Annotated in this window: 16 protein-coding genes and 1 pseudogene; 4 read left to right on the forward strand and 13 right to left on the reverse strand. The window is 61.8% G+C overall.

All coding sequences use genetic code 11. The features are described from left to right. Window position 1: 1 nt before the first annotated feature. The 3 genes from creC to rloA2 form a co-directional block, all read right to left on the reverse strand. Window positions 2-1,438, reverse strand: a complete 1,437-nt coding sequence (gene creC / locus V7787_RS28455; RefSeq protein WP_064492512.1) for a two-component system sensor histidine kinase CreC — start codon at window positions 1,436-1,438, stop codon at window positions 2-4. Beyond that, window positions 1,438-2,118 (reverse strand): two-component system response regulator CreB, encoded by a 681-nt coding sequence (gene creB, locus V7787_RS28460; RefSeq protein WP_019437093.1) that lies wholly within the window; start codon window positions 2,116-2,118, stop codon window positions 1,438-1,440. Before creB ends, creC begins: the two co-directional genes overlap by 1 nt. A gap of 132 nt (window positions 2,119-2,250) precedes the next feature. Further along, the gene (gene rloA2, locus V7787_RS28465; protein ID WP_014589395.1) at window positions 2,251-2,751 is read right to left on the reverse strand and encodes a retropepsin-like aspartic peptidase RloA2; all 501 of its coding nucleotides are present in this window, start codon (window positions 2,749-2,751) and stop codon (window positions 2,251-2,253) included. Between the two features lie 182 nt (window positions 2,752-2,933). Between rloA2 and V7787_RS28470 the strand changes: the two genes are divergently transcribed. Then, window positions 2,934-3,821, forward strand: a complete 888-nt coding sequence (locus V7787_RS28470) for an acyltransferase (protein WP_014589394.1) — start codon at window positions 2,934-2,936, stop codon at window positions 3,819-3,821. A 240-nt stretch (window positions 3,822-4,061) separates the two neighbouring features. After that, window positions 4,062-5,411, forward strand: coding sequence for an APC family permease (locus V7787_RS28475; protein WP_104886798.1), 1,350 nt, complete (start codon window positions 4,062-4,064; stop codon window positions 5,409-5,411). 96 nt (window positions 5,412-5,507) lie between these two features. Here the strand turns inward: V7787_RS28475 and V7787_RS28480 are convergent, their stop codons facing one another. Beyond that, a complete protein-coding gene (locus tag V7787_RS28480; protein WP_064490905.1) occupies window positions 5,508-6,083 on the reverse strand; it encodes a DUF2780 domain-containing protein in 576 nt (191 codons plus the stop codon). A gap of 164 nt (window positions 6,084-6,247) precedes the next feature. On the opposite strand from V7787_RS28480, the gene V7787_RS28485 reads away from it, so the two are divergent. Then, the gene (locus tag V7787_RS28485; protein WP_231114219.1) at window positions 6,248-7,228 is read left to right on the forward strand and encodes an RHS repeat-associated core domain-containing protein; all 981 of its coding nucleotides are present in this window, start codon (window positions 6,248-6,250) and stop codon (window positions 7,226-7,228) included. 195 nt (window positions 7,229-7,423) lie between these two features. Here V7787_RS28485 and fdhA read toward each other — a convergent pair whose 3' ends face one another. The 7 genes from fdhA to V7787_RS28520 form a co-directional block, all read right to left on the reverse strand. Further along, complete coding sequence (gene fdhA, locus V7787_RS28490) at window positions 7,424-8,623, reverse strand: formaldehyde dehydrogenase, glutathione-independent (RefSeq protein ID WP_011953256.1); 1,200 nt, start codon at window positions 8,621-8,623, stop codon at window positions 7,424-7,426. 302 nt (window positions 8,624-8,925) lie between these two features. Then, window positions 8,926-9,783, reverse strand: coding sequence for a formyltetrahydrofolate deformylase (gene purU, locus V7787_RS28495; protein ID WP_016714526.1), 858 nt, complete (start codon window positions 9,781-9,783; stop codon window positions 8,926-8,928). An 11-nt stretch (window positions 9,784-9,794) separates the two neighbouring features. After that, window positions 9,795-10,427, reverse strand: coding sequence for a sarcosine oxidase subunit gamma (locus V7787_RS28500; protein WP_003255677.1), 633 nt, complete (start codon window positions 10,425-10,427; stop codon window positions 9,795-9,797). Window positions 10,428-10,597: 170 nt separating this feature from the next. Continuing rightward, window positions 10,598-13,612: a sarcosine oxidase subunit alpha gene (locus V7787_RS28505; protein ID WP_064490904.1), complete on the reverse strand. Its 3,015-nt coding sequence runs from the start codon at window positions 13,610-13,612 to the stop codon at window positions 10,598-10,600. Further along, window positions 13,609-13,944, reverse strand: a complete 336-nt coding sequence (locus V7787_RS28510; protein ID WP_010951682.1) for a sarcosine oxidase subunit delta — start codon at window positions 13,942-13,944, stop codon at window positions 13,609-13,611. Before V7787_RS28510 ends, V7787_RS28505 begins: the two co-directional genes overlap by 4 nt. A gap of 14 nt (window positions 13,945-13,958) precedes the next feature. Next, window positions 13,959-15,209 carry a sarcosine oxidase subunit beta family protein gene (locus V7787_RS28515; RefSeq protein WP_003255680.1) on the reverse strand — a complete coding sequence of 417 codons (1,251 nt, stop codon included), beginning with the start codon at window positions 15,207-15,209 and terminating at the stop codon, window positions 13,959-13,961. Window positions 15,210-15,224: 15 nt separating this feature from the next. After that, the gene (locus V7787_RS28520) at window positions 15,225-16,478 is read right to left on the reverse strand and encodes a serine hydroxymethyltransferase (RefSeq protein WP_003255681.1); all 1,254 of its coding nucleotides are present in this window, start codon (window positions 16,476-16,478) and stop codon (window positions 15,225-15,227) included. 324 nt (window positions 16,479-16,802) lie between these two features. On the opposite strand from V7787_RS28520, the gene V7787_RS28525 reads away from it, so the two are divergent. Beyond that, window positions 16,803-17,843 carry a threonine aldolase family protein gene (locus tag V7787_RS28525; RefSeq protein ID WP_047603169.1) on the forward strand — a complete coding sequence of 347 codons (1,041 nt, stop codon included), beginning with the start codon at window positions 16,803-16,805 and terminating at the stop codon, window positions 17,841-17,843. A 34-nt stretch (window positions 17,844-17,877) separates the two neighbouring features. Here the strand turns inward: V7787_RS28525 and V7787_RS53170 are convergent, their stop codons facing one another. Together V7787_RS53170 and mcpH are read right to left on the reverse strand one after the other, a co-directional pair. Next, entirely contained in the window at window positions 17,878-18,615 is a 738-nt protein-coding gene (locus tag V7787_RS53170) for a methyl-accepting chemotaxis protein (RefSeq protein ID WP_371919369.1), read from the reverse strand. 126 nt (window positions 18,616-18,741) lie between these two features. Then, window positions 18,742-19,815, reverse strand: a pseudogene (mcpH, locus tag V7787_RS53175) (methyl-accepting chemotaxis protein McpH); the annotation flags it as partial. Window positions 19,816-19,962 lie beyond the last annotated feature (147 nt).

The raw sequence follows: 19,962 nt of genomic DNA on the forward strand, positions 1-19,962 counted from the left end.
CTCAGCTAATGCGCCGCAGCGGCAGCCACAACCGCACCCGTACCCCGCCATCGACGTTGTCCACCGCCAAGGCCCCGCCGTGCAGTTGCATCACCTCGGCCACGAAGTTCAGCCCCAGCCCGGTGCTCTTGCGCCCGCTACCGGGCCGCGGCAGCGAGTAGAACCGCTCGCTGACCCGCCCGATGGCATAGGCCGGTATCGCTTGCCCCTGGTTGAACACACTCAACGCCACGCGTTCGCCAGCGCGCTCCAGGTCGAACAGCAGCGTGCCCCCTTCCGGGGTGAAGTCCAGTGCGTTGTCGAGCAGGTTGGCCAACGCCTGGCGCATCAGGAACGGATCGCAAAGCAAGCGCAAAGTGGCAGGCACCCGCTGACGTACCTGCAAACGGGCGCCTTCGATACGCGCCGCATGGGCCAGCAGCAACTCATCGACCAACGCCGCCAGCGCCACCTGCTGCTCGTCCTCCAGCGCCTGCATCTGCTCGACCCTGGCCAGGTTGAGCAGCCGCTCGATCATCTGCTGCAAACGCTCGCTCTCGCGCTCGATATTGCCGGCAAAGCGCGCCCGCTGATCAGCGGGCATGTCCTCGCCCTGCAACAGCTCGGAAGCACCGCGGATGGCCGCCAGCGGGCTTTTCAGCTCGTGAGTCAGGGTGTGCACGTAGCGCTCGACATAGGCCTTGCCTTCCAGCTGGGTGCGCATGCGCTCCACTGCCTGTGCCAGGTTCGCCAGCTCGCCGCCCTTGTAATGCGGAAGCTCCGCACGCTCACCTTCGCTGACCGCCTGCGCATAACCTGCCAACTTGCGCAGCGAGCGCGCAAGCCACCACGACAGAGCCGCGCCGATCAGCAAGCCCAGGCCGATCAGCCCTAGCCCCAGGGTGAGCAGGCGCCGCTCGGAGCGGTCGATGTAGGGTTGCAATGAGCTATTGGGCTTGGCGACGGTGACAACGCCGATGATCTTGCCGTTGTCGATGATCGGCGCGCCAACGTGCATCACCGAGGTGCTTTCGTCGTTGGGGTCGCTGCGGGTAGAGCGGGCGCCATACTGGCCACGCAGGGTCAGCAGCACGTCATTCCACTGCGAGTAGTCCTTGCCCAGGGCCTCGCCGCTGGAGTCCAGCAACACGATGCCCTTGGCGTCAGTGACGTAGATGCGGTGGCTGACCTGGTTCTTGGCCAGCCCCCAGATCTGTGCGCCCGGGCTGCGCGAGCCGTAGGCCTCGAGCACCTCGGGCAGGCGGCCCTGGTTCAGGGTGCCGGCCTTGACGTCATCCCGCAGGATTTCTGCCAGCAGGTTGGCAGTGTCTACCAATGTTTCTTCGGAAGATTGGCGCACTACCGGGCGAATCTGTTCGCGTACGGTATTGAGCAAGAAGTAACCGGCCAAACCGACGAACAGGAAGTACACCAGGAAGATGCGAATACCCAAGCGCATCAGGCGTGCTCCGGGCTATAGCTGTAACCGAGGCCGCGATGGGTCTGGATCGGCTCGGCATCACCCGCTACCTGGCGCAGTTTGGCGCGCAGGCTCTTGATATGGCTGTCGATGGTGCGCTCATAGCCCACGTCGGAGGCCACGCCCAAAGCGTCGAGCAGCTGTTCGCGGCTGAACACCCGCTGCGGTTGTTCGAGCAGGCATTGCAGCAAGCGGAACTCATGCCGGGTCAGCGTGAGCGGCTGGCTGCGGTAGGTAATCTGCATGCGTAGGGTGTCGAGCTGGAACAAGGTGGTTCCGCCGGCAGCCTCGGCCCTCGGAGCCATGCGTTTGAGGATCGCCCGAACGCGCGCTGCCACTTCACGAGGACTGAAAGGTTTTACCACGTAATCATCGGCGCCGATTTCCAGGCCTACTACGCGGTCGATTTCACCGTCCCGGGCGCTGAGAAACATCACCGGCACCTCGGTGAACCGGCGCAGCTGGCGACAGGTTTCGAAGCCACTGATGTCGGGCAGGCCGATGTCGAGGATGACCAGGTCGGCCGGGCGCTGGCGCTGCTGGTCGAGGGCGGCACTGCCCAGGGTTACCCACTCGGTGCTGTGACCGTCGGCCTGCAGGGCGTAGACCAGGGTGTCGGCGATGGCGGCTTCGTCTTCGACGATGAGGATATGGGGCATGGCGTCCGGCCTTGCGGTTTTGAAGGTTGGCACATCTCAGTGTAGGAGCGGGCTTGCCCGCGAACACCGGCGAAGCCGGTGCCTGACACCACATTATGTGTGTTCGCTACATTGTATTGCGCCCGCTTCAAATCAACAGCCTGGCTTGCCAGCAGTGAACTTCTTCGCCGGGTTTACCGCCGCCTTGAACTCGCGCAGCGCCTTGGAACCCACCAGCAGCGGGTAGTTGAAGTTGCTGCGGTCCACCAGATTCACCTCGACGGTGCGCTTCACATCCCCCAGGCACAACTCCAGGTCGACCACCGGGCGCTTGGAGACCTCTGGCGCATCCCCTTCGTCCTCTTCATCGGCACGGCCCTTGATCTTGCTGATGCGCGAGACCTTGTGCTCGTACACCTTGCCGTCCGAGTCCTTGGTCGCCAGGCGGAAGCGCACCCACTCGTCGCCATCGCGGGTGAACAGCTCGATATCCTTGGCCGACAGCGACGCGGTGAAGGCGCCGGTGTCCATCTTGGCTTTCAGGGTTTCGCCCAGCTCGGGCAGGGCGATGTTCTCGTAACGGCCGTAGAGGGTGGGCTCGGCGGCCATTACCGGCAGCGCCAACAATGACAACAGGGCTAGCAGTGGTTTCACAGGCAGGCTTCCTTGAAAAGGGTCAGTGCTTAGACTGCACTGGCAAGATAGGTTCGCTTTCACAAGACTAAACAACATAACGTGAAACATTTGTTCCCGCCGCCGGGCATTGGACATTTGGCGTAGACGACCGCCCTGCTTATCATTGCCAACCGTTTATCTCCCACAACAAGAGTCTTTTTATGCGTCGCCTGCTGACCGGCATTCTCACTACCACCCTGCTGCTGCTCAATACTGTGGTATTGATCTGCCCGCTGCTGGTCTTCGCCCTGCTCAAGCTGGTGTTGCCAGGCCGTGGCCGCGACTACGCGTCGTGGGCGGTGATGTGGGTGGCCGAAACCTGGTCGGAAATCGACAAAGCCATCTTCGCCCTGTGCATCCCTACTCAGTGGGACATCCGCGGTGTGGAAAACCTGCGCAAGGACACCTCGTACCTGGCCGTGAGCAATCATCAGACCTGGGTCGACATCCCGGCGTTGATCGAAAGCCTCAACCGCCGTACACCGTTCTTCAAGTTCTTCCTGAAAAAGGAACTGATCTGGGTGCCGTTGCTGGGCCTGGCCTGGTGGGGGCTGGATTACCCGTTCATGAAGCGCTACAGCAAGGCGTTTCTGGAAAAGCACCCGGAGCTCAAGGGCAAGGACCTGGAAATCACCAAGGCGGCTTGCGAGCTGTTCAAGCGCCAGCCGGTGACCGTGGTCAATTACCTGGAGGGCACCCGGTTTACCGAAGCCAAGCGCCAGGAGCAGCAGTCGCCGTATCGCTACCTGCTCAAGCCCAAGGCGGGTGGTGTGGCGTTTGTGCTCGCGGCATTGGGCGAACAGCTGGATGCCCTGCTGGATGTGACCATCGTGTACCCCGGTAATAAGGCGCCGGGGTTCTGGGACCTGCTCAATGGCAGCATTAGCCGGGTGATTATCGACATTCAGGTGCGGGAGCTGGACCCGGCGTTGTGGGCGGGGGATTACGAGAATGATCCTGAGTTCAGGCAGACGGTACAGGCCTGGGTGAACCAGTTGTGGGTGGCGAAGGACCAGCGGATCGAGCAGCTGCGGGCGGAGATGGGCTGAGACCTTCTGCCGCCTGAACTGGCCCATTCGCGGGTGAACCCGCTCCTACAACCGCTTCATTCAGGCATGCGCTGCCCCTTGTAGGAGCGGGTTCACCCGCGAAGAGGCCGGACCTGCCATAGCCAGAATCCGATCAAAACCCAGGCTAATAATCAGCATAAGGATTACTTTTTTGTCTTCCCCCACCTAAGTGGATAAAAATCGACCACAGCACAACTACAAAAATGCCTGGATCGATCAATGGCCAACCCACCCAGCTCTAACCCCGCCCAGCTTCGCCGTGTTCTCGGCCTCCCCGCCCTGGTGTTCTTCGGCCTGGTGTACATGGTCCCGCTGACCATTTTCACCACCTACGGCATCGTCACCGAACTTACCGGTGGCCGCACCGCCGGCGCCTACCTGGTCACCCTGGTGGCCATGCTGTTCACCGCCGCGTCCTACAGCTTCATGGTCAAGCGCTTCCCGGTCGCGGGCTCGGCCTATTCCTACACCAACATGGCCTTCGGCCCCAATGTCGGCTTCCTGGCCGGCTGGTCGCTGTTGCTGGATTACCTGTTCCTGCCGATGATCAACTACCTGCTGATCGGCCTGTTTCTCAACATTGCGTTCCCCGCAGTGCCTGCCTGGGCCTTCGTGCTCGCATGCATCGCTTTGGTGACAGTGCTGAACGTGGTCGGTATCAACTCGGTGGCCAAGACCAGCAACCTGATCGTCGGCGCGCAGATCGTGTTCATTGGCGTGTTTGTCGCGCTGTCCTGCCAGACATTGGCTGGCCAGCCGCTCGACCTGCTGTCGCCGCTAATCGGCGATGGCAGCAAACCTGGCTTTGGCCACCTGATGGCTGGCGCAGCGGTGTTGTGCTTGTCGTTCCTGGGCTTCGACGCCGTATCGACCCTGGCCGAAGAATGCCGCGACGCACGCCGCGACGTGCCACGGGCGATCATCCTCACCACCCTGTTCGCCGGGTTGCTGTTCACCGTGCTGGCTTACGTCAGCCAGTTGGTGCTGCCAGGCAGCAGCTTCGCCAATGCCGATGCAGCGGCCAACGAAGTGATGTTCAAGGCTGGCGGGCAGTTTCTCACCAACTTCTTCACCGCTGCTTATGTGGCGGGCAGCCTGGGTTCGGCGCTGGCCTCGCAGGCCGCGGTGTCGCGTATCCTGTTCACCATGGGGCGTGACAACGTGCTGCCACGGCGCAGCTTTGGTTACCTGTCGCCGCGCTTTGGTACGCCGGTTTTCGCCATTGCGCTGGTGTCGGCGTTCTCGCTGCTGGCGTTGGTCATCGACCTGTCTACCCTCGCCTCGCTGATCAGCTTTGGTGCGCTGGTGGCGTTTTCGGCGGTGAACCTGGCGGTGGTGAAAACGCACCTGATGGATGATGCCTCGCAGCGCAACTTCATAGGCCTGCTGAGCTATGGTCTGGTGCCGCTGGTAGGGCTGGGGTTGACCTTGTGGCTGTGGACCAGCCTGTCGGCGCTGACGCTGGTGATTGGCCTGTGCTGGTTTGCCTTGGGCCTTGCGTACCTGGCAGTTCTGACAGCAGGCTTCCGCCGCCCCGTCCGCCTGGTGGATTTCTCCGAAGCTGTCTGACCTGATGCAATTTCGCTTTTGTGGGGGCAGCCCTTTCGCGACGCAAGCCGCCCCTACAGCACTCAGCCCATGGCTTGAGGGCTGTCGCTAGAATCCTCAGACCGAAGGCTGGGCCAATGGCGCTGGGGTAGTCCACAAACTCCCCAGATTCTGCAACAACGACCCGGCAATGCCCTGCTGCCCCAGATACTGCAGAATCAGTGGCGCAAACTGCCCGATCATCCCGGTATCCATCCCCAGCGCCTTGAACGCATTGTCCAGGTCGCTACGGTTTTCCACGTTGTTGCCCAGTGCGTTGCTCAGCGCTGACTGGCTCTCGCTGTTCTTGCCGAGCAAATCCCCCAAACCACTCAACCCGCCCAGCGCATTTGCACCGGCCAGCAGGTCCAGGCCCGGCACCGCCTTGGTCAGTTGCCCATAGTCATCGCTGCTAAGGTTGTTGCGCGCCAGCCCCAGCATGGCTCCTGCTCCGCCTACCGCCTGTTCGGGGGTGATGTTCAGCTGGCTGCCCAGGGTGTTGAGCAGATTGGCCTGCGCTTCGGGTGCCTGTACCTGGCCCTGCTGTTGCTGGTTCTGCATGGCGGACACGGCGTTGGCGGCGTCGCTGAGGTTGAAGGCGAACACCGGGCTTGCAGCCAGGGTCATCAGGGTTGCCAGGGTGATTGCTTTCATCGGAAGGGACCTCGTTGGCCGGGATGGCCGGGAAACGAGGGGTTTGACTCGTGGTTTGGGGTTTTGTTCCGACCGCTTACTACCTAGCAAAAATGCTAGTTGTACCATCCGGCAGCGGAGTGCAACGTAAACACTCAGTGCAAAGTCTGAGGCTGGACCAAATCATGGCTGAAAACGTAGACAGGAATAGTAAAAAAAATCGATCAACTACAATGCAGCCGGGAAAGGCGGCTAATCGATCCTCCATGTATTTTTACCAAACCGGTCAATTATCTAATGAGGTTTCTGTCCAAGGCAACTACAAGGCACTGCGGGCTCTGGGATTACCAATTGCCCAAATAGAGCAGACGCAACCGACTAAATTAGTACAGGTCGACCGTTCTAATTCAATTATAGGTTTATCTCAAGACACCATAGTTTATTCGCCTTACGGCTATTCTGACGCCCATGTCATGAAATCGTTGCTCGCCTTCAACGGGCATCGGTGTGACCCGGTATCTATGCTGTATCCTCTGGGAAATGGATTTAGGTCGTTTAGCCCCTCCCTGATGCGCTTCTGCAGTCAGGACACAATGAGCCCATTCGGCAGGGGCGGATTAAATTCTTATGCTTATTGCATGGCCGACCCTGTTAACAACACTGACCCTACTGGGCATTCCTTAGTAGCGCTTTTTAAGCGAAGTCCGATTTCAGCTCTCAAACACTATTCTAAGAAAATTTGGCTACTGGACAACAAAATAATCAAGGCCAACGATAGGATTTCTCATTATACCGATAAGCTCGGCGAGCTAAAAGCTGAGTTGAGATATTGGAAGACTGAAAGATGGAACAACAATAACCCTGACAAATACGGAAACCAGCCATCACATGAGGTAAAAACCCTAAGAAACAAGATACAGAACAACGTATTGAAGCGTGACGCTGAGATAACCAAGCGGGATGATCTGGTTGCTAAGCGCCAAACCAACATGGATAAGCTCATGCAGGCTCGTCATACAGTCTCAGCTTCAGTCCCCGCCACAGACAACAGCCTACCCGGATACCAGGCAGAGTCCTCGCCACCTAATGATGAAATGGCGAGAGTTCGGCGAACCAATCAGACTCCAACTTCCCGCGATTTCATGTTTCTTGGAAGCGGTTTCTGAAATGTAATCACAAGGCTCTTAAGCCACTGCGATCATCAGGGCTGCGTACTAGTCTCGGCCAGTCGCATCGAAGTCGGCGACCGGCCTTGACAGGTCGACCAGAAAATCTCGCGGCTTTAGCCTTCGATGGCCGTCATACCGTATGACGAGATGAAAAAACCCCTCGAAAGAGGGGTTTCATCTGACTCCAAGCCGTTATGCTGCACCCCACATCTTGTGCGGGTCGATCACAAACTTCTTAGGCACACCCGCATCGAACTCGCCATACCCTTCCGGCGCCTGATCCAGGTTGATCACCTGCACCCCCACCACTTCAGCAATGTTGATGCGGTCCCACATGATCGCCTGCATCAGTTGGCGGTTGTATTTCATGGTCGGGGTCTGGCCGGTGTGGAAGCTGTGCGATTTCGCCCAGCCCAGGCCGAAGCGGATGCTCAGCGCGCCGATCTTGGCAGCGGCATCCACCGCGCCTGGGTCTTCGGTTACGTACAGGCCCGGGATACCGATGTTGCCGGCCACGCGGGTCACTTGCATCAGCGAGTTCAGCACGGTGGCCGGGGCCTCGTGCTTGGCACCTTCGTGGCCATGGCCACGGGCCTCGAAGCCGACGGCGTCGACGGCGCAGTCCACTTCCGGCTCGCCGAGGATGTCGACGATCTGCTCGTGCAGCGGGGTGTCCTTGGACAGGTCGACCACTTCGAAGCCTTGCGACTTGGCATGGGCCAGACGGGCCGGGTTGAGGTCACCGACGATCACGCAGGCGGCGCCCAGCAGGCGCGCCGAGGCCGCGGCGGCCAGGCCGACCGGGCCGGCACCAGCAACGTAGACAGTGCTGCCTGGGCCCACGCCAGCGGTTACGGCGCCGTGGTAGCCGGTGGGCAGGATGTCGGACAGGCAGGTCAGGTCACGGATCTTTTCCATGGCCTTGTCGCGCTCAGGCAGCTTCAGCAGGTTGAAGTCGGCGTATGGCACCAGCACGTATTCGGCCTGGCCGCCGGTCCAGTCGCCCATGTCGACGTAGCCGTAGGCACCGCCGGCACGGGCAGGGTTTACAGTGAGGCAGACACCGGTGTGCATCTCTTTGCAGGAGCGGCAGCGACCGCAGGCGACGTTGAACGGGACCGATACCAGGTCGCCGATCTGCATGCGCTCGACGTCGCGGCCCTTCTCGACGATTTCACCGGTGATTTCGTGGCCCAGGACCAGGCCGACCTGGGCAGTAGTGCGGCCACGGACCATGTGCTGGTCAGAACCGCAGATGTTGGTGGAGACCACCTTCAGGATGACGCCGTGTTCGATTTTCTTGCCGCGCGGGTCCTGCATTTTCGGGTAGTCGATGTGTTGCACTTCGACCTTGCCGGCGCCGAGATATACCACTCCACGATTGCCAGACATTGCTTGTACCTCGCTTGATTATTATTTATGCAGCGTTGGTTGAAGCACCGCCATCCGTGGGCGGCATGTACTACTGGAATGCAGGGAATTGTGGGCCGGATGGCGCCGGACGCACTGACTGGAAGCGACAGGGAGATGCCTTTTAGCGGCAGGGGTGTCGCTGGGGAGTATGGGCAAACAGAGAGGCGGCCTGTGCGGGCCTCTTCGCGGCTAAAGCCGCTCCTACGGGGGACCGCACCAACCCGAGGGCTGTGCTGTACCTGTAGGAGCGGCTTTAGCCGCGAAGAGGCCGGTACCGGTTACTACAGAACGACAGTCCGGTTGGCGTTCAGGAACACCCGCCGCTCGATGTGATAACCCACCGCCCGCGCCAATGTCAGGCATTCGATATCCCGCCCTTTGGCAATCAGGTCTTCGGGATAGTGACTGTGATCCACCACCTCGACACCCTGGGCAATGATCGGCCCTTCGTCCAGGTCGTTGTTGATGTAGTGCGCCGTGGCACCAACCATTTTCACGCCCTTGTTGTACGCCTGGTGATAAGGCTTGGCGCCTTTGAAACCCGGCAACAGCGAGTGATGAATATTGATCGCCCAACCATCCAGACGACGGCAAAGCTCGGGCGACAGTACCTGCATATAGCGGGCAAGAATGACCAGTTCAGCACCAGTCTCCTCGATCACCTGCAGCACCTTGCGCTCTTGCCCAGGCTTGTCCTTGGGGTCGAGGGCGAAGTGGTAGTAAGGGATCTTGTGCCACTGCGCCAGCGGTTCGAGATCAGGGTGGTTGGACACCACCGCGACCACATCCATGCCCAGTTGCCCAATACGCTGGCGATACAGCAGGTCATTCAGGCAATGGTCAGCCTTGGACACCATGATCACCACCTTGGGGCGGTGGTTGGGCGCGGTCAGCTCGAAAGCCATGCCGAACGCTTCGCTGCGCTCGGCGAGGCCGGCCCGGAAGCCTGCCTCGTCGAAATCGTCCGGCTGGCGGAACTCGACGCGAATGAAGAAGCGTCCCGACTGCCGGTCATCGAAGGAGTGGTGCTCCGTCACGTAGCAGCGCTGCTCGAAGAGGTAACGCGTCACCACGTCGACGGTGCCGAGCATGCTCGGGCAGTCGGCGGTGAGAATCCAGGTATCCGGTGCCCGACTCATGTTCTTGCTCCTTAGGCTTCGATGCTCAGGCCGTATTCGGCAGAAGCGTCCTGCAGCCACAGCCACCAGTAATCGGCGAAGCTGCGGCGAATCACCAGCTCCCAGGTGTCTTCTGCAGTGCGGCGGATCACCAGTTGCGACTTGGCGAACACGGTGCCCACAGCCTTGCCCACCGGGAAGTTGTTCGGGTGAACATCATAGCTGGTGGACTTCATCAGCACGTCGCGCACGTTCGGGCCGCGCAGTTCCAGCAGGCTTTGCCCGCCACTGACATTGACGACCTGAATGTGCTGGCCTTCAAGGGCCGCACGCAGCTTTTGCTCCGCTGCCAGCTCCTGGCCGCCGGGCACGATCAGCAGCCACTCATCTGGGCCGACCCATTGCAGCGACATGTCCTTGTTGGCGACCACAGTCAACGCCACGGGCAGCTCCAGGCCAAGGGCCTTGTGCACGCCGGCGGCGAATTCCGGGTTGTGGCCATCACCACGCAGGGTGAGGTGACCGAGGAACTTGCGTTCACGCAGGGTCACGCCTGCGTTCTTGCGGCCTTTGCCTACCAGGCTGGCCAGGTCGGCATGGTGCAGTGGCGACTGGGCTTTGGCCTCGGCGCCGGGGTTTTGCTGGAAGACGTTGATAGCGCTCATTTCTTACCTGCCTTGAATTCTGGATTCGACCACGATGCCTGCGGGAGACGGCCATCCTGTGGGAGCGGGCATGCCCGCGAATGCGATGTTGAATTCACCGCCCTCTTCGCGGGCACGCCCGCTCCCACAGAGACCTCATTCCACGCCTGGCACCGGTTGGACCGGGGGCCTTAGACGTTCTGCCGCTCACCCTTCGGATCGAAGAACACCGAAGACACGATCTCCGCCTCGATCACGCTGCCATCTGCCTGCGGCGAGTAGACACGCTCGCCCATGCGCTTGAGGCCGCCTTTGACCACACCCATGGCGAACGAGTAGCCCAGGGAGTTGGACGCGTAGCTGGAGGTGACGTGGCCGACCATGTCCATCGGGATTGGCTGTTTCGGGTCGAACACCAGTTGGGCGCCTTCCGGCAGCCACTTGGTCGGGTCGACCGGCTTCAGGCCCACCAGCTGCTTGCGGTTCTCACGTACGCAGTCTTCGCGGTTCATGCCACGCAGGCCGATCCACGAGAACGGCTTGTTGCGGCCAACGCACCAGCTCATGTTCAGGTCGTCCGGGTTCATCGAACCATCGGTGTCCTGGCCAACGATGATGAAGCCCTTTTCTGCACGCAGTACGTGCATGGTCTCGGTGCCGTACGGGGTCAGGTTGTACTTCTTGCCGACCTCGATGATCTGTTCCAGCACGCCCATCGCGTAGTTGGCCTGCACGTTCACTTCGTACGACAGCTCGCCGGTGAACGAGATACGGAACACGCGGGCCGGCACGCCACCGACGTTGCCTTCCTTCCAGGTCATGAACGGGAAAGCTTCCTTGTCCATGTCAATGTCGGTCAGCTCGCTCAGCAGCTTGCGGCTGTTAGGGCCGGACAGGGTCATGGTGGCCCAGTGGTCAGTGACCGAAGTGAAGTACACCTTCAGCTCTGGCCATTCGGTCTGGTGATACAGCTCCATCCACTGCAGCACGCGGGCAGCGCCGCCGGTGGTGGTGGTCATGATGAAGTGGTTGTCGCCGACGCAGGCGGTTACGCCGTCGTCGAAGACCATGCCGTCTTCCTTGCACATCAGGCCGTAGCGGGCCTTGCCCACGTCGAGCTTGGTCCAGGCGTTGGTGTAGATGCGGTTGAGGAATTCGCGCGCGTCCGGGCCCTGGATATCGATCTTGCCCAGGGTCGAGGCGTCCAGCAGGCCCACGCTGTCGCGCACGGCCTTGCATTCACGCGTGACGGCAGCATGGATGTCTTCGCCGGCTTTCGGGAAGTACCACGGGCGCTTCCACTGGCCGACGTCTTCGAACTCGGCGCCGTTCTTCACGTGCCAGGCATGCAGGGCAGTGAAGCGCACGGGCTCGAACAGGTGACCACAGTGACGGCCCGCTACCGCGCCGAAAGTGACCGGCGTGTAGTTGGGGCGGAACATGGTGGTGCCCATTTCCGGGATGGTGATGCCGATCGAACGGGCGGCGATGGCCAGGCCGTTGATGTTGCCCAATTTGCCCTGGTCGGTACCGAAGCCCAGCGCGGTGTAGCGCTTGACGTGCTCGACCGACTCGAAGCCTTCACGGGTGGCCAGCTCGATGCCGGCGGCGGTCACGTCGTTCTGCTGGTCGACGAACTGCTTCGGCCCCTTGGTGCCTTTGTCGTGTGGCACCAGGAACAGTGCCACAGTGGCCTCTTCCTTGCGCGCAACGGTTTTTGGCAGGGTGCCGACAGTGGCCTTGAAACCGGCCTCGGTAGCTGCGCGAACGCCGCCTTCGAAGCCATCGGCAATCACATCGCCCAAGGCATACACGCCGTTGATACCACCGACGCACTCGCGCTTCTGCGGGGCATCGCCCGGCACGAAGCCAAGGATATCGTCACGCCATACCGGGCGACCGCCCAGGTGCGAAGCCAGGTGCACGATCGGGCTGTAACCGCCCGAGGACGCGATCAGGTCGCACTCGAGGATTTCGCCTGGGCTGGTGACTTTGTGCGCCTGCACATCGATCGCCGCCACACGGGCACCGGTGACGTGCTTGCTGCCTTTGGCCTCGATCACGGCGCTGGAGGTGAGGATGCGAATGCCTTTGGCACGCGCTTCTTCAACCAGCGAGCCACGTGGGTTGTGGCGGGCGTCGGCGATGGCGACCACTTGCAGGCCTGCGTCGTGCCAGTCCAGCGCGGCGCGATAGGCGTGGTCGTTGTTGGTCGACAGTACCAGCTTGCGGCCCGGCGCCACGCCATAGCGGCGAACATAGGTGGAAACAGCACCGGCCAGCATGTTGCCCGGCACGTCGTTGTTGCCGTACACCAGCGGGCGCTCGTGGGCGCCGGCAGCCAGTACCACGCGCTTGGCGCGAACGCGGTGCACGCGGTGGCGAACCTGGCCGATCGGGGCGCGGTCGCCGAGGTGGTCGGTGAGGCGCTCGTGAATGGTCAGGAAGTTATGGTCGTGATAGCCGTTGACCGTGGCACGTGGCAGCAGGGTCACTTCCGGCAGGCCTTCCAGCTCTTTGACCACGGCGTTGACCCACTCGGCAGCAGGCTTGCCGTCGAGGGTTTCGCGGGTGTCGAGCAGGCTGCCGCCGAACTCTTCCTGCTCGTCAGCCAGGATCACGCGGGCACCGCTGCGCGCAGCGGCCAGTGCGGCAGCCAGGCCAGCAGGGCCGGCACCGACGATCAGCACGTCGCAGTGCCGGTTCATGTAGTCGTAGCTGTCAGGATCGTTCTGCAGCGGCGCACGGCCCAGGCCGGCGGCTTTACGGATGTACTTCTCGTAAGTCATCCAGAACGATTTGGGGTACATGAAGGTTTTGTAGTAGAAGCCCGGCGGCATCATGCTGCCGCCAACCTTGCCGAGGATGCCCATGACGTCGTTGTTGACGTTCGGCCAGCCGTTGGTGCTGGTGGCGACAAGGCCCGCGTACAGTGCCTGTTGGGTGGCGCGCACGTTGGGGATCTGGGTAGCTTCGCTGGAGCCGATCTGCAGGATGGCGTTCGGCTCTTCGGTACCGGCGGCGATGATGCCGCGTGGGCGCGAGTACTTGAAGCTACGGCCGACAATGTCGACGCCGTTGGCCAGCAACGCGGCGGCCAGGCTGTCACCGGCATAACCCTGGTAGGTCTTGCCGTTGAAGGTGAAGTTCAGGACCTTGCTGCGGTCGATACGGCCGCCGCTGGCGAGGCGATAGGTCTGGCTCATACTTTTTCCCCTTGGCCTTTGACGGTCGACGCGGCGCTGGTGGCTTTGCCGCTGGCGGTCACTTGCGGCTTCTCGCCAATCTTGTAGGTTTCCAGAATTTCGTAGGTCACGGTGTCACGGGTGACGTTGAAGTACTGGCGGCAGCCGGCAACGTGGTCCCACAGTTCATGGTGAATACCGCGCGGGTTGTCACGGTAGAACATGTAGGTACCCCACTCCTCGTCGGAGCAGGCGTTAGGGTCCAGCGGGCGGGCGATGTGCGCCTGGCCAGAGGCGTGGAACTCTTCTTCGGAGCGCAGCTCGCCGCAGTGGGGACAGAAAATATGCAACATGACGGTGTCTCCGGTTAGTGGGCGACGGCGGCGGCGCCGTGTTCGTCGATCAGTGCGCCGTTGTAGAAACGGTCCATGGAGAACGGCGCGGCCAGTGGGTGCATTTCGCCCTTGGCCAGGCTCGCGGCGAAGACGTTGCCCGAACCCGGGGTCGCCTTGAAGCCGCCAGTACCCCAACCGCAGTTGAAGAACATGTTCTTGACCGGGGTTTTGGTGATGATCGGGCAGGCGTCCGGCGAGGTGTCTACGATGCCGCCCCACTGGCGGTTCATGCGAACACGCGACAGGTTGGGGAACATCTCGACGATGGCCTGCAGGGTGTGCTCGATCACCGGGTACGAACCGCGCTGGCCGTAGCCGACCCAGCCGTCGATACCGGCACCGATCACCAGGTCGCCTTTGTCGGACTGGCTGATGTAGCCGTGTACGGCGTTGGACATGATCACGCTGTCGATGATCGGCTTGATCGGCTCGGATACCAGCGCTTGCAGCGGGTGCGATTCCAGCGGCAGGCGGAAGCCGGCCAGCTTGGCCATGTGCCCGGAGTTACCGGCGGTGACCACGCCGACGCGCTTGGCGCCGATGAAGCCTTTGTTAGTTTCCACACCGATGACCGCGCCGTTTTCCTTGCGGAAGCCGATCACTTCGGTTTGCTGAATCAGGTCGACGCCCAGGGCGTCGGCAGCGCGGGCGAAGCCCCAGGCCACGGCATCGTGACGGGCAACGCCGCCACGGCGCTGTACGGTGGCGCCGAGGATCGGGTAGCGGGTGTTCTTCGAGCAGTCCAGGTACGGGATTTCGGCCGCAACCTGGGCAGTGTTCAGCAGCTCGCCATCCACGCCGTTGAGGCGGTTGGCGCTGACCCGACGCTCGGAGTCACGCATGTCCTGCAGGGTGTGGCACAGGTTGTAAACGCCGCGCTGGGAGAACATCACGTTGTAGTTGAGGTCCTGGGACAGGCCCTCCCACAGCTTCATGGCGTGCTCGTACAGGTGCGCCGACTCGTCCCACAGGTAGTTGGAACGCACGATGGTGGTGTTACGGGCGGTGTTGCCGCCGCCCAGGTAGCCCTTCTCGATCACGGCGACGTTGGTGATGCCGTGCTCTTTGGCCAGGTAGTAGGCCGTGGCCAGGCCATGGCCGCCACCACCGACAATGACCACGTCGTAAACCTTTTTAGGGGTTGGCGTGCGCCACATGCGCTGCCAGTTTTCGTGGTGGCTGAGGGAGTGCTTGAAAAGGCCGAAGCCCGAGTAACGTTGCATGGTGTGTGACTCCACTCAGCGGTAGACAGGGAAATCTGCGCACAGGGCCGCGACGTTCTTCGCCACATCGGCTTCGACGTCTGCGTCACCGAGGTTGTCGAGGATGTCGCAAATCCAGCCAGCCAGGGCCACGCACTGGGCGACCTTGAAGCCGCGGGTGGTGACGGCCGGGGTGCCGATACGCAGGCCCGAAGTGACGAACGGCGACTGCGGGTCGTTCGGCACGGCGTTCTTGTTGACGGTGATATGCGCACGACCCAGGGCGGCGTCGGCGTCTTTGCCAGTCAGGCCCTGACGGATCAGGCTGACCAGGAACAGGTGGTTGTCGGTACCACCGGAAACCACATCGTAGCCACGGTCGATGAACACCTGGGCCATGGCCTGGGCGTTTTCGATCACTTGCTGCTGGTAGGCCTTGAATCCAGGCTCCAGCGCTTCCTTGAAGCACACTGCCTTGGCAGCGATCACGTGCATCAGCGGGCCACCCTGGGCACCCGGGAACACAGCGGCGTTCAGCTTTTTCTCGATCTCTTCGTTCGACTTGGCCAGGATCAGGCCGCCACGCGGACCGCGCAGGGTCTTGTGGGTGGTGGTGGTGACCACATCGGCGAACGGGATCGGGTTCGGGTACAGGCCAGCGGCAACCAGTCCGGCAACGTGGGCCATGTCGACGAACAGCAGTGCGCCCACTTTGTCGGCGATGGCGCGGAAGCGCGGGAAGTCGAGGGTCTTGGAGTAGGCCGAGAAACCGGCAACGATCATTTTCGGCTTGTGCTCGACCGCCAGGCGCTCGACTTCGTCATAGTCGATCAGGCCGGTGTTGGTGTCGATGCCGTACTGGACTGCGTTGTACAGTTTGCCCGAGGACGACACCTTGGCACCGTGGGTCAGGTGACCGCCGTGGGCCAGGCTCATGCCCAGGATGGTGTCACCGGCTTGCAGCAGGGCCAGGTAGACCGCGCCGTTGGCCGACGAGCCGGAGTGCGGCTGGACGTTTGCGTAGTCGGCACCGAACAGCTGCTTGGCGCGCTCGATGGCCAGGGCTTCTACCTTGTCTACGTGTTCGCAGCCACCGTAGTAACGCTTGCCAGGGTAGCCTTCGGCGTACTTGTTGGTCAGGCCGCTGCCTTGGGCCTGCATGACGCGCTTGCTGGTGTAGTTCTCCGAGGCGATCAGCTCGATGTGATCTTCCTGGCGCTGTTCTTCGGCATTCATCGCCGCCAGCAGTGCATCGTCGTAACCCTGGATCTGGTCTTGCTTGCTGAACATTGTGTATCTCCCGGCAGCGATCGTTTTTTGTCGTGGGGCACTGTGGCCCTTTGTGGCGATGTTATGACTGGTGGGGTCGGGTCAGATGCCTGCGCACGCCTTGCAATGGCGCGTTTACGACATTCTCTTTGTGCCGCCCATGCGGGCCCCTTCGCGGGCGCGCCCGCTCCCACAGTGATTGGCGTTTGCAGGACCATTGTAGGAGCGGGCGCGCCCGCGAAGAGGCCGGCACAGTAATGAACAGAAATCGCTGCACGGGTTGTATAGGCAAGTGCTGAATCGATGGTTTAGAGTGCTGATCTGCGTCGTTCACAGGACCGTGCCATGACAGACAAGAGCCAACAATTCGCCAGCGACAACTATTCCGGTATCTGCCCCGAAGCCTGGGCGGCGATGGAGAAAGCCAACCGCGGCCACGACCGCGCCTACGGCGACGACCAGTGGACCGAGCGTGCATCGGAGTACTTCCGCAATCTGTTCGAAACCGACTGCGAGGTGTTCTTTGCCTTCAACGGCACCGCGGCCAACTCCCTGGCCCTGGCATCGCTGTGCCAGAGCTATCACAGCGTGATCTGCTCCGAGACCGCCCACGTCGAAACCGACGAATGCGGTGCACCGGAGTTCTTCTCCAACGGCTCCAAGCTGCTGACGGCGGCCAGCGTCAACGGCAAGCTGACGCCACAGTCGATCCGCGAAGTGGCGCTCAAACGCCAGGATATCCACTACCCCAAGCCGCGCGTGGTGACCATTACCCAGGCCACCGAAGTGGGCACGGTGTACCGCCCCGACGAGCTGAAGGCGATCAGCGCCACCTGCAAGGAGCTGGGCCTGAACCTGCACATGGACGGCGCACGCTTTACCAATGCCTGTGCGTTCCTGGGCTGCAGCCCGGCCGAACTGACCTGGAAGGCCGGTGTGGATGTGCTGTGCTTTGGCGGCACCAAGAACGGCATGGCGGTGGGCGAAGCGATTCTGTTCTTCAACCGCCAGCTGGCCGAAGACTTCGATTATCGCTGCAAGCAGGCCGGGCAACTGGCGTCGAAGATGCGCTTCTTGTCGGCGCCCTGGGTCGGGCTGCTGGAAGATGGCGCATGGTTACGCCATGGCAACCACGCCAATCATTGCGCGCAACTGCTGGCATCGCTGGTCAGTGACCTGCCGGGAGTAGAGCTGATGTTCCCGGTGGAGGCCAACGGGGTGTTCCTGCAAATGCCAGAGCACGCCATCGAGGCGCTGCGGGGCAAGGGCTGGCGCTTCTATACCTTTATCGGCAGCGGTGGCGCGCGCTTCATGTGCTCGTGGGATACCGAAGAAGCGCGGGTGCGTGAGCTGGCGGCGGATATCCGCGCGATCATTGGTGGCTGAGCGAGAGCCGGGGCCGCCTTGCGGCCCCTGCGATCTAGAGCTTGAACCCACCCATCTGCCGCGCCAGGTCATCAGCCAACCCACGCAACGCCTGGCACTCCTCGCGGCACCCTTGCACCTCCGCCGCCGTCTCACGCGCCAAATCGGAAATCCCCTGCACCGTCCGGTTTATTTCCTCGGTCACCGCCGACTGCTCCTCGGTAGCCGTGGCCACCTGATGGTTCATGTCGCTGATGTGCTCTACCTGGTCGGTAATCGCGCTCAGCGATGCCCCGGTGCGCTGGCTCGATTCCACGCCACTGCCGGTCGCCTGCTGCCCTGCCTGCATTGAACTCACCGCCGAACCAGCACCCAGCTTCAGGCGCTGGATCATCTGCTGCACTTCATCGGTGGACAGCTGTGTGCGCCGGGCCAGCGTACGTACTTCATCGGCCACCACAGCGAACCCGCGCCCCATCTCCCCTGCCCGCGCGGCCTCGATGGCAGCGTTCAACGCGAGCAGGTTGGTTTGCTCGGAAATGCTGCGGATTACCGCGAGCACTTCATCGACCGAAGCGACTTCGTCGGCCAGCTGGCTGACCGCATCGGCCGCCTTGCCGATGTCGCCCGACATGCCCTCGATGCCACGAATGGATCGTTGCACCACCTCGCGGGCCTGCAACGCCTCGTCTCGTGCCGACTGCGACGCCTGGGCCGCATCGCCGGCATTGCGGGCGATGTCCTGCACGGTCAGGCCCATCTCGTGTACAGCAGTGGCGACCATTTCGGTCATCTCCTGCTGGCGCCCGGAGCGCTCGGCGGTGTTGTCCACCACCTGGGTTACCTGCTCCACGGCCCGCCGCAGCCGCTCGGAGGTATTCAACACCTCGCCGATCAGGCTGCGTTGGCTGTCCAGGAAGCGGTTGAAACCACGGGCCAGGTCACCCAGCTCATCCTGACGCGAATCGTCCAGGCGGTGGCTGAGATCACCCGCTCCACCGCCAATCTGAACCAATGCGGCGGTAACGCGGCGGATCGGCCGCACCAGGCCACGCGCCAGCAGTACCACCAACAGCAGCGACACCAACGCGACGGCGCCACCGATCAGGCTGGTCAGCCAGACGGCCTGATGCATTTGCGCGTAAATTTCCGACTCTGGCACTTCGGCCACAAGGGTCCAGTTGAGGTCGCGCAGCGGCAGGCCCAGCGCCAGGTAGCGCTCACCGTCACGGCTGAAGCGGCTGCTACGCAGGCTCTCGCCTCCGGTCATGACGCCTTTGGCTGCGTCAGCGCCAAGCTGCTCGGCAAGCTGGCGCTTGCCACTGAAGGCAGCATCGGGATGCACCTGGATCAGGCCATCGTTGCGCACCAGGAACACCTTGCCGTGCTCGCCAAAGCTGAAGTCGTGGATCAGCTTCGATAACTCGGTCATACGCAGGCCCATGCCGGCCACACCCACCAGCTTGCCTTCCTTTTCCACGCGATAGTCGATGAACAGAGCCAGTTCGCCGGTGGCACCATCGATGTCGATGTTGATGAAGCGCTCGGCGCCGCTGTCGATGTAACCGTAAAACCACTTGTCCTTGGGGTTGCTGCGGCTGAGGGTGCGGTCCAGGCCGTTCTCGTTGTAGTAGTGGCCGGTTTCGGTCGAGGCGAACAGCGTAGTAAAGGCGTGGTTGCGCTGTTTGGCGGCGGCCAGGTATTCGATGAATTGGGGTGCCTGCGCGGGATCTTCACCGGCAGCAAGCCAGTCGCGCAGCAGGGTGTTACCGGCAATGTCCGCGGCAGCGACCAACGGTTGGCCCAGCATGCGCTCGATGTCGTTGCGGATGGCTTCGATGCTGGCTGGCAGGGCAGTGTCGACCAAGTAGCGGTCGGTGAGGCGGTTGAGCGCCACGGTGAAGATAATGACCACCACCAGGATGCTCGCCAGCAGGGCAGCGCCCATGCTGGTGATCAATTGCAACTGGATGCTCTTACGCCAGATACGCATGTCCCTACTCCCCCGCACATTATTGTTTTGCGGGAAGTGTATACACTTGCGTATCCAGTTAATCCAGTGATCTGAAGCAATCAGATGCCCCCTGTAGGAGCGGGTTTACCCGCGAATGCGATGTTGAAGCCACTGACGCATTCGCGG

The sequence above is a fragment of the Pseudomonas sp. CGJS7 genome, from assembly GCF_036961695.1.